9 protein-coding genes, 1 tRNA gene and 1 pseudogene are annotated in these 9,410 nt (G+C 68.3%); 8 read left to right on the top strand and 3 right to left on the bottom strand.

Translation table 11 applies throughout. From position 1 onward, the window contains the following. The 3 genes from VR44_RS27630 to VR44_RS27620 form a co-directional block, all read left to right on the top strand. On the top strand, window positions 1-1,307 hold a 1,307-nt coding region (locus tag VR44_RS27630; RefSeq protein ID WP_245692324.1), incomplete at its 5' end, for a cysteine protease StiP family protein. Further along, the gene (locus tag VR44_RS27625; protein ID WP_045950327.1) at window positions 1,304-2,143 is read left to right on the top strand and encodes an HAD family hydrolase; all 840 of its coding nucleotides are present in this window, start codon (window positions 1,304-1,306) and stop codon (window positions 2,141-2,143) included. The genes VR44_RS27630 and VR44_RS27625, both read left to right, overlap by 4 nt. Beyond that, the gene (locus VR44_RS27620; RefSeq protein ID WP_045950326.1) at window positions 2,140-2,814 is read left to right on the top strand and encodes an O-methyltransferase; all 675 of its coding nucleotides are present in this window, start codon (window positions 2,140-2,142) and stop codon (window positions 2,812-2,814) included. Before VR44_RS27625 ends, VR44_RS27620 begins: the two co-directional genes overlap by 4 nt. Before the next feature lie 16 nt (window positions 2,815-2,830). On the opposite strand, the gene VR44_RS27615 is transcribed toward VR44_RS27620, so the two are convergent. The 3 genes from VR44_RS27615 to VR44_RS27605 all read right to left on the bottom strand — a co-directional run bounded on the left by VR44_RS27615 (window position 2,831) and on the right by VR44_RS27605 (window position 5,069). After that, window positions 2,831-3,034: an FmdB family zinc ribbon protein gene (locus tag VR44_RS27615; RefSeq protein WP_045950330.1), complete on the bottom strand. Its 204-nt coding sequence runs from the start codon at window positions 3,032-3,034 to the stop codon at window positions 2,831-2,833. Between the two features lie 9 nt (window positions 3,035-3,043). Then, a complete protein-coding gene (locus VR44_RS27610) occupies window positions 3,044-3,748 on the bottom strand; it encodes a DUF4383 domain-containing protein (RefSeq protein ID WP_245692322.1) in 705 nt (234 codons plus the stop codon). A gap of 76 nt (window positions 3,749-3,824) precedes the next feature. Continuing rightward, window positions 3,825-5,069, bottom strand: a complete 1,245-nt coding sequence (locus VR44_RS27605) for a coiled-coil domain-containing protein (RefSeq protein ID WP_387267388.1) — start codon at window positions 5,067-5,069, stop codon at window positions 3,825-3,827. A 105-nt stretch (window positions 5,070-5,174) separates the two neighbouring features. On the opposite strand from VR44_RS27605, the gene VR44_RS27600 reads away from it, so the two are divergent. From VR44_RS27600 to VR44_RS43010, 5 genes and pseudogenes are all read left to right on the top strand, one after another. After that, a tRNA-Val gene (locus VR44_RS27600) sits at window positions 5,175-5,249 on the top strand. Window positions 5,250-5,494: 245 nt separating this feature from the next. Continuing rightward, the gene (locus VR44_RS27595) at window positions 5,495-6,082 is read left to right on the top strand and encodes a UTRA domain-containing protein (protein ID WP_245692326.1); all 588 of its coding nucleotides are present in this window, start codon (window positions 5,495-5,497) and stop codon (window positions 6,080-6,082) included. Beyond that, window positions 6,079-6,748, top strand: a pseudogene (locus VR44_RS27590) (YdcF family protein). The gene VR44_RS27595 and the pseudogene VR44_RS27590 overlap by 4 nt, the downstream one beginning before the upstream one ends. 210 nt (window positions 6,749-6,958) lie before the next feature. Further along, complete coding sequence (locus VR44_RS45325; protein ID WP_169791054.1) at window positions 6,959-7,957, top strand: hypothetical protein; 999 nt, start codon at window positions 6,959-6,961, stop codon at window positions 7,955-7,957. Next, a complete protein-coding gene (locus VR44_RS43010; RefSeq protein ID WP_094191948.1) occupies window positions 7,936-9,012 on the top strand; it encodes a restriction endonuclease in 1,077 nt (358 codons plus the stop codon). The genes VR44_RS45325 and VR44_RS43010 overlap by 22 nt, the downstream gene beginning before the upstream one ends. Window positions 9,013-9,410 lie beyond the last annotated feature (398 nt).

The following is a 9,410-nucleotide window of genomic DNA, read 5'->3' as shown; positions in this document are numbered from 1 at the left end:
TCCCCGTGGCGCCCGCCTCCGGCGCCCCCCTCGCGCCCGCTTCCGGCGACCCCGCCGGTACCGTGCCCGATCGGCCCGTCGCGGCCGTCGCCGGCCGGCTCGCCGTGGACGCGCCCCGTATGCCCGAAACCCCCCACCGGCAGGAGCCGACCATGTCCGAGCCGCGCCTGCCGGAGCCCCTGCGGGGGCCCGCTTTCTCCTCCTACGCCCCCGAGGACGTCGGCTGGCTGCTCCAGGACCTCTCCGCCGTCGAGCTGGAGGCCCCGACCGAGGAGCGCGAGGAGGCCATCCAGGTCGGCGGCGCGCACTACGCCGAGTCCCTGCCCGTCGAGTACCAGCCCTCCGCGCGCTACCAGGAGCTCTACCAGGACGCCCTGACCGCCTCCGCGGCCCGCGTCGCCCGCGCCGTCGGCACCGTCACCGAGACCGTCCTCGCCGAGCGGTCCCCCTCCCCGGTGCTGGTCTCCCTCGCCCGCGCCGGAACCCCCGTCGGCGTGCTGATGCGCCGCTGGGCCGCCGCCCGGCACGGCCTGGACCTGCCGCACTACGCCGTCTCCATCGTCCGCGGCCGCGGTATCGACGCCAACGCCCTGCGCTGGCTCGCCGCCCACCACGACCCGGCCGACGTGGTGTTCGTGGACGGCTGGACCGGCAAGGGCGCCATCACCCGCGAACTGCGCGAGGCCCTGGCCGCCTTCCCGGACTTCAACCCGGAGGTCGTCGTCCTGGCCGACCCCGGCGCCTGCGTGGAGACGTACGGCACCCGCGAGGACTTCCTGATCCCCTCCGCCTGCCTGAACTCCACCGTCTCCGGCCTGGTCTCGCGCACGGTCCTGCGGTCCGACCTGGTCGGCCCGGACGACTTCCACGGCGCGAAGTTCTACCGCGAGCTGGCCGGAGCCGACGTCTCGGGTGCCTTCGTGGACGCCGTGGCCGCCCGCTTCGACGAGGTCGCCGACGCCGTCGACGCCGAGGTCAAGGAGCTCCTCGCCGCCGACCGCACCCCGACCTGGGTGGGCTGGGCGGCCGTCGAGCGGATCAGCGAGGAGTACGGCATCCACGACGTGAACCTGGTCAAGCCGGGCGTCGGCGAGACCACCCGCGTGCTGCTGCGCCGCGTACCGTGGAAGATCCTCGCCCAGCGCGGCGCCGGCTCCGACCTGGACCACGTACGCCTGCTCGCCGGACAGCGCGGCGTGCCGGTCGAGGAGGTCGACGGCCTCCCGTACACCTGTGTAGGACTCATCCACCCCCGCTTCACGCGCGGCGCCACCGGCGCCGACGGAAAGGCAGTGGCCGCCCAGTGACCAGCCCCAGCCACGGAACCGTCCTCATAGCCAGTGACCTCGACCGTACGCTCATCTACTCCTCGGCCGCCCTCGGCCTGACCATGCCCGACCCGCAGGCGCCCCGGCTGCTGTGCGTCGAGGTGCACGAGGGCAAGCCGCTGTCCTTCATGACGGAGACGGCGGCGGCGCTACTGGCCGCGCTGGCCGCCGACCCGGCGGCGGTCTTCGTCCCGACCACCACCCGCACGCGCAAGCAGTACCAGCGGATCCGCTTCCCCGGCCCCCCGGCCCCGTACGCGATCTGCGCCAACGGCGGACAGCTGCTGGTGGACGGGGAACCCGACCGGGACTGGCGGCGCGCGGTGGCCCGGCGGCTGGCCGAGGAGTGCGCCCCGCTGGAGGAGGTCCACCGGCACCTGCTGGACACGGCCGACCCGCAGTGGCTGCGCAAGGCACGGATCGCGGAGGACCTCTTCGCCTACCTGGTCGTGGAACGGGCGCTCGTCCCCGCCGAGTGGCTCAAGGCCCTCACCCGCTGGGCCGAGGAACGGGGCTGGACGGTCTCCCTCCAGGGCCGCAAGATCTACGCCGTCCCCCGCCCGCTGACCAAGAGCGCCGCGATGCGCGAGGTGGCCCGCCGTACGGGTGCCACCGCCTCCCTCGCCGCCGGCGACTCCCTGCTCGACGCCGACCTGCTGCTGGCGGCAGACCGGGCCTGGCGGCCGGGGCACGGCGAACTGGCCGACGCCGGCTGGACCTCGCCGACGGTGACGGCCCTGCACGAGGCCGGTGTACTCGCCGGTGAGGAGATCGTCCGCTCCTTCGGGCAGGCGGTTGCGACACTGACCGCATGACCAAGGGCAACAGCACCAAGATCACCGACGAGCTCTACCGCTACGTCCTCGCGCACAACCCCCCGCTGGACGAGTTCCAGCGGGGGCTGGTCACCACCACCTGGGAGAAGTTCCCCGAATCCGCGGGCATGCAGTCGGCCGAGGAACAGGGCCCGCTGCTGGCCTTCCTGGTCCGCCTGACGGGCGCGAGGCACATCGTCGAGGTCGGCACCTTCACCGGCTTCTCCACCCTGTCCATGGCACAGGCCCTGCCGGCCGACGGCCGCCTGATCGCCTGCGACGTGTCGGAGGAGTGGACCGCGTACGGCCGCGCCGCGTGGGAGGCGGCCGGCGTCGCGGACCGCATCGACCTGCGGATCGCCCCCGCCCTGGACACGCTGCGCGCCATGCCCGCCGAACCGCACGTCGACCTGGCCTACATCGACGCGGACAAGGAGAACCAGATCCTCTACTGGGAGGAGCTCGTCCCGAGGCTGCGTCCGGGCGGGCTGATCGTCACGGACAACACCCTCTTTCACGGCACGGTCCTGGACGAGTCCCCCGGCAGCAGGGGCGCGGCCGTCCGCGCGTTCAACGACCACGTCATGGCGGACACCCGCATGGACTCCGTCCTGCTGGCCATCTCGGACGGCCTCACCCTGTCGCGCAAGCGCCAGGAGGTGTCCCCCTAGCCAGCGCCCTTCGCGCCTAGCAGCAGCCGCCCCCGCCGCAGCAGCCCCCGCCGGAGGGCGCGGGGGCACTGCTGGTCCCGCCGACCGCGACGGCGGACAGCAGCTTCACGGTGTCGGCGTGCCCGGCCGGGCAGTCGGCGGGCGCGGACGACTCGGCCATCGGTCGGCTGACCTCAAAGGTGTCGTCGCAGGTCCGGCAGCGGTATTCGTAACGAGGCATGCGCACAGGCTAACGGGCCGCCGCCCGGCCGCGGGCCCGGTCCTCCCGGGCGGCCTGCTCGGGGTGGCGGGCGCGCCAGTACGGGTTGTCGTGGGGGAGGGCGCTGCCCACCCGGCCGTACATCCCGAACCACATCAGCATCACGCCGACGAAGAAGCTGAACAGCACGTTCTGGATCTTGAAGGCCAGGAAGTTGAGACCGGTGTCCAGCAGGGCCAGGTTCACGAACCCGCTGGCGATGAAGAGCAGCCCCAGCACGATGTTGAGGGTGGAGGCGAACGTCCCGCCGATCACCATCCCGGCGAAGAGCAGCCCGCCGAAGCAGATCGACAGCACGCTCAGCGCGCCGTTGGTGTTCAGGGCCAGCACCGTGTCGCCGCCGGTGTCGAAGAACCCGATGTGGTGGACCAGGCCCAGGATCCCGAAGACGATCAGCAGCAGGCCCGTCAGCCCGGCACCGACCCGGTAGACCTTGCTCAGCTTGTGGTCGGTCGGCAGGTGTTCGTCGAGCCGGGCGTTGACCGGGTGCAGCAGCCGCTCCGCCAGCCGCGGGCCCTGCCGCTCGGGGGGCGGGCCGTAGGGCTCGTGGGGGACGTAGGGCGCGTAGTGCTCGTGCGGCTCGGTGCACCCGTAGGCCGCGTGCGGCACGTACGACTCCGGGCGCGCGGGGGGTGCGTGGCGCTCGCGGGGCCTGTGGAAAGTGTGGGCAGCCATGGCGCCCTCCTCGGTTCCGTTCCCGGCACCCTCCAGCATCCGCCGAAGCCCCCGTACGGACAACTCCTCGACCCGGTCAGCCGGTGGCGCGGCGCCCCCGCATGTCCGCCACGACCCGGCCCACCGCCGCCCGGACCTCCTCCGTCTCCTGGAGGAAGTGCCAGTAGTCGGGGTGGCGCCCCTCCAGCCCGGCGAGCGCCCGCTCCAACCGGGCCACCGACTCGTCCAGCGGCCGCGCGTGCCGCGGATCGGGCACGCTGCGGCCCTCCATCGCCAGCCGCTGCGCGTCCCGGATCGCGAACCGGGTCCGCTGCACCTCCGCCTGCGGGTCCCGCGCCACCGCCTCCAGCCGCGACAGCCGGTCCTGCGCGGCCGACACCGCCTCGTCGGTGGCGTCCAGGCCCGCCCGCACCGCCTCGACCAGCGCCGTCACGTCCGCCCAGCGCTGCTCGTCCCGCGCCCGGCCGGCCTCCGCCAGCCGCTCCTCGGCCTGCGCCACGTCCCGTACGGCCTGGTCGGGGACGTGCTGGAGGTCCTGCCAGCAGGCCGCGCTGAACCGGCGGCGCAGCTCGCTGAGCACCGGATCCACCCGGTCCGCCCGGTTGCGCAGCGCCTGCGCCCGGGTCCGCAGGCTCACCAGCCGCCGGTCGATCTCCGCCGCCCGCTCCGGCAGCCGCTCCGCCTCGGCCCGTACCGTCTCCGCGTCCCGCAGGATCCGGTCGGCCCGCTGCACGGTCTCCTGCACCCCGTGCTGCGCCGCGCCCTGGTTCAGCTTCGTCAGCTCGGGCCCCAGCGCGGCGAGGCGCGCCGCCAGGTCGTCGGCCCGCATCCCCTTGGCCCGTACGGAGTCCAGCGCGTCGCTCGCGGCCAGCAGCGCCGCCCTCGCCCGCTCGCGCGCCGGCGCGACCCGGGCCAGCTGCGTCTCCGCCTTGTCCAGCAGCGGCTGCAGCCCCTGGGCGAACCGTTCCAGCTCCCCCTTGACCCGGACGAGCTCCTCCCGGGCCCGGGTCAGCTGCTGCCTGGCCTGCGCCGCGACGGAGCCCTCCAGGTCGACCCGGTCCAGGTCGTGCGCGTCGACGGCCTCGATGTAGCCGTGGCTGACCTCGTCGATCCGCCGCCCGAGCGCGGCGAACCCCTCGGCGGCCTGCCGCGCGGCGGGAGAGCCGTCGGCGGCGGCGATGGTCTCCATCGAGATCCGCAGGTCCCGCTGCGCGGTGTCCAACTCGTAGAACGCGGCGGCGGCGGCATCCTTCGCCGCCTGCGCATCCGCCCGCCGACTCTCGTCCCGCCCACCGAACCACCGCCGGGATGCCGTCGCCACAATCCCTCTCCCGTACCCCGTCCGCCAAGCTCCGGTCCATTCTCCCCCACGGGAACGGGTTTGCGTGGGGGGTGCGCCTGCCATGTAGGCTGTCCACTCGTCCACGGGTGCGTAGCTCAGGGGTAGAGCGCTGCTCTTACAAAGCAGATGTCGGCGGTTCGAAACCGTCCGCGCCCACCAATGCAGAGGCCCCCAACCAATCATGGTTGGGGGCCTCTGACGGTAGTTCTTGACGGCAATCAGCCCTTGCGGTGGGAGGCTGGGCCAGAGAGCGCCCTCAGCCCCTTGTCCCTGCGTGCCGGTCGACTCCGCCCTCTTGATCCATTCCCAGGCGGGCCGCTCGCCGCTGGCAGCATGGCTTCACGGCGGACTCTCTACTCGTGGAGGCCGAGGGGCTCGTGACGTCCTCGCGCGGCGTGGGAACGATGGTCCGCGCCCAGACGCCCCTGAAGCGCATCGGGATCAGCCGCTACGACAAGGCGAAGTGGCGCGACGGTGACGAGGTCGCGTTCATCGCGGACCGGGTGGTCTCAGGGCGCGCGTACCAGCGCGGCGAGCAGACCCAGTCGGTCAGCCTGGTGGAGGCGCCCGCTGCGGTGGCAGAGGCGCACGGACTCCCTGAGGGCGCGCAGGTGTACGCGCGCGCCCGCCTGGTCAAGGAGGGGGAGCAGCCGACCCACACGCTGACCAGCTACTACCGTCCCGAGCACGTCGAAGGCACGCGCATCGTGGACCCCACGCCGGGACCTGCCGGCCGGGGCGGCGGCTTCCGGGTTCTCTACGACGCCGGGTACGAGATCGACCACATGAAGGAACGCATCTTCGCCCGGGTCCCAACGTCCGACGAGGTGAAGCTCCCCGCAGGCGAGCCGGTGGTAGAGCTGCACCGGACGACGTACACGGCTGATGGGACGGTCGTCGAGTTCGCAGTAGGGGTACACGCCGCGTCGTGGTTCGCCTGGGAGTATGAGTTCAAGGTCCCGGACTCGGCTCAGGATGGCGAACAGAAGTGATTTCGGAGCAGTCGTGGGCGGACGCGGAGCTCATCTGGGACTTCCACCAAATGCACCACGAGCCGCGCCCGTGTTCGGTAGCGGTGGGCCTCGGCAGCCATGACCTCGGCGTCGCCGACACGACCGTCGACCTCTACCGCCGCGGCATGGCGCCCCTGATCGTCTTCACCGGCGCCACAAGCCGCACGACCCAGGAGCGCATGCCCCGCGGCGAGGCGGTGCACTACCGTGAACGCGCCCTCGAGCTCGGTGTCCCGTCGGTCGACGTCCTCGTCGAGCCGAAGGCGACGAACACTGGGGAGAACATTCGCTTCGCCAGGACGCTCCTCGAGGAGAAGGGCATCGAAGTCGAGTCCATTCTCCTGGTCAGTAAGCCGTACGAGGAGCGCCGCGCGTACGCCACAGCCCGGAAGCTCTGGCCCGAAGTCGAGGTGGTCAGCGCCTCAGCACCCATGACGTTCCGCCACTACGTGGACTCCATAGGTGATCCCCGTTTGGTCATCGACATGCTCGTCGGCGCCCTCCAGCTATACCCCAGGGCTCATGCTATACCCTCAGCAGGGCTTCATGGTCGCCCACCGCGTGCCCGAGGAGGTCTTGGCTGCTTATAGGCGCCTATGCGCCGACGGCTTCACTGGCCGCCTCGTCCATGCTGCAGCCCCTTAGGTCGAAAAGGGCGACCTTTTCCGTACTTCATCAAGGCACCCGCCGCGCACGGCGCGGCGAGCGCCTCCGTCGCCCGGGCCTGCGTTCCTGTCTCCGCCTTGCTCCAAGCCGCCGTCGGCCGCACGCCAGCCAGGGCCATTCTCATTTATGAACATTCTTCACATATTGCATAAAAGGTGAAAAGTTTCATTACGTGACCAGGCGCCAGGCGTGCGCTCTAAGCTCCATGCAAACGAGACGCCGAGCGGGAGTGCCGAATTGCTGGCCAAGACCTTCCCTGTAAAAGTGTGGCGTGAACGCGCCAATACTGTTGGGTACATTTCTGGAGGGACGGAGTCGCAGGAGTTTATGCTCCGTCAAATCCTTTCTCAACTCCCGCGAGATGGCGGAGAGAAGCTGAGCTGGAAAACCCCGGAGGGCAAGGAAGTCACGGCCTCCTGCGACGACGTATGCCGTCGGCAGCTTTCGACCGCAGGCTTTGTGGTTCGTGATCCCAAGCAGAATCGGTGGGTCCTGACGGACTTCTCGAAGGAGTGGCTCGGCAAATGCGATGCTGAGGCTCTCGCTGCCCATTTGCATGGCAGTGTGAAGTTCTTTGGAGAGCTCCTCTTGCATGTCGAGGGACGAACCTCGCAATCGGACCTGCTAGCGGTGGCGAACAACGTCTATGGGTTGCCCTGGAACAGTCTTGATCAGATCAGGCGTCGAACGGGATGGTTGAGAAGCCTCGGCATGATCGAGCTATGGAACACCCAGGTGGTTCGCACTGATGCTGGCACAGCTCTCCTTGAGAAGCTGGACCTGTGCTCGCCGGATACCGCTCGCGGAGAGTCTGGGAGCATCGAACGTGAAGTAGAGATCAGCGGGGATCTCATCCAGTACCTTTCAGATTCTCCTAAATTGGATCAAGAGGCGCTGCGGAGCAGGCGGCCCCTCATCGGCTATATCCCAAGGGGAACGAAATCAGTTGCCAGGGAGGGCGAAGATTCCTCCCTGACGCCATCGGCGGCAGTCCGGAATCTAATCGCGTTGCTTGATGGCCCGACTCCCGCCGATAGCTTTCGAAATTCTTGTGCCGAGAACCTTGGGATTACCAATTCGTCATTTCAGTCCACCCTTCACGCGCTAAAGCACATGGGGTTGATCGAGCAAGTTTCTTTCAACGTGTTCGCGCCCACACAAGATACATGTTCTTTGGTGAAATTTTGATGCTGCTCGACTCGCCATCGACCACGAGTGCTTTGACAGTCGCAGCGAAGGAGCGTTTCGGGTACTCGCAGGCATCGAATGCGGAGATCCGGCTTAGGCTTGGATTCCTTCAAGACGCAGGGCTCGTGGAACGGGTTGACTGGCAGCGATTTCGCACGACTCCCACAGGGAAGGTGTTTGCCGATTCCCTAACACTGCAAAACGAGGTGGCTGGGCCTCTGGAAGCGGAATTGCAGGGATCTTCAGAAGGCGTTCCTAGTCAATCCTTGCTAGATGAAATCGTGGAGGAGCTGCAAAGATTCGGAAACGCTGGGACCGAAAGTGAAGAGTTTGAGAAGTCGGTAGCGAAGGCTTTTCGCTTTTTGGGGTTCCATGCCGAGCACCTCGGAGGGTCCGGAAGAACGGATGTTCTGGCCGTCGCGCAGCTTGCGCCAGGTGACACTTACCGCGTGATTGTCGATGCTAAAAGCTCCGGAAACGGAGTAGTTCCAGAGGTTCGGGTCGCGTTTGACGCCCTTCGCGAGCATAAGCAGAAGCACAAGGCCGACTACGTAGTAGTCGTTGGACCTGATTTCGCTACTCGATCGAAGAACTGGGCGATTGAGAATCGAGTCATCATGATGCAGATCGAGGATCTGGTTTCCACTCTCGCCAGGCATGCGGTTAGCCCGATCCCGCTCAGTGACATGCGGGATATTCTGAGTCGCCCAGATGCGCTCAAGGACGAAATGGCTGACCGGTATTCGACTGCCGAGCGTCAGACGCTTCTTGTCAGCAAGGTCCTTGACTTGGCTTTCCAGGAGGCCGTAGATGACGACCCGATTGCTTCTGGCTACATCAGCGTAGAAAACATCATTTATGCACTGCGTAAGGAATTCTCGCCTCGTCCTTCAGCTGATGCTGTGCGTGAATGCCTAGAGTTTCTATCTAACCCTCTTGTTGCCGCACTGGAGGAGGATAAGGGTCGCTATAAGCTGGCAGACTCCCCGCAGAACGTGTCATTTCGCTTGCGTGGAATCGGGAAATCCATGGGCTCTGTCTCGCGCCTCGATTAGCGCACGCCGGCCAGGCGTTAAGGGCCAGGAGAGGAGTTTAGGGCGGAACGGCACCTTTGGCATCAACGACCGACATCAACATCGGTGGACGAGTGCCTTTCGGTAACTGGGTGCCGCGGGACCTGGGGCAGCAGCGAACTGCTGCAAACTGGGCTCATCCAAAGCCGACCGCATGGCACTGCGGCGGGGCCCCAGCCTATTTGTGGACCGCCGAGGCGAGGCAGCTGGGTTGGCGGGCGGCTGACGGTAACCCATGACGGCAACGTCGTCAGACCGCAGAGGGTGTCGGCGTACCTGGCGGGCTGCTGCCCGCGGGGCCGATCGCTTGGGTGCCTCGGCTCCGAGCTCGTTGGGCGAACTTACAAAGCGGATGACGGCGGTTCGAAACCGTCCGCGCC

The organism is Streptomyces katrae, from assembly GCF_000966975.1.
In the GTDB taxonomy this organism is placed as follows: domain Bacteria; phylum Actinomycetota; class Actinomycetes; order Streptomycetales; family Streptomycetaceae; genus Streptomyces; species Streptomyces katrae.
The sequence above is the reverse complement of the archived record's forward strand: the minus strand, read 5'-3'. Positions and strand labels throughout refer to the sequence as shown.

Excerpts from the sequence above, each read along its gene's own strand:
- VR44_RS27610 (WP_245692322.1), bottom strand. The coding sequence starts at position 3,748 with ATGGCTGCCCACACTTTCCACAGGCCCCGCGAGCGCCACGCACCCCCC.
- VR44_RS27595 (WP_245692326.1), top strand. The coding sequence starts at position 5,495 with ATGGTCCGCGCCCAGACGCCCCTGAAGCGCATCGGGATCAGCCGCTAC.
- VR44_RS43010 (WP_094191948.1), top strand. The coding sequence starts at position 7,936 with ATGTTCTTTGGTGAAATTTTGATGCTGCTCGACTCGCCATCGACCACG.
- VR44_RS27620 (WP_045950326.1), top strand. The coding sequence starts at position 2,140 with ATGACCAAGGGCAACAGCACCAAGATCACCGACGAGCTCTACCGCTAC.
- VR44_RS27615 (WP_045950330.1), bottom strand. The coding sequence starts at position 3,034 with ATGCCTCGTTACGAATACCGCTGCCGGACCTGCGACGACACCTTTGAG.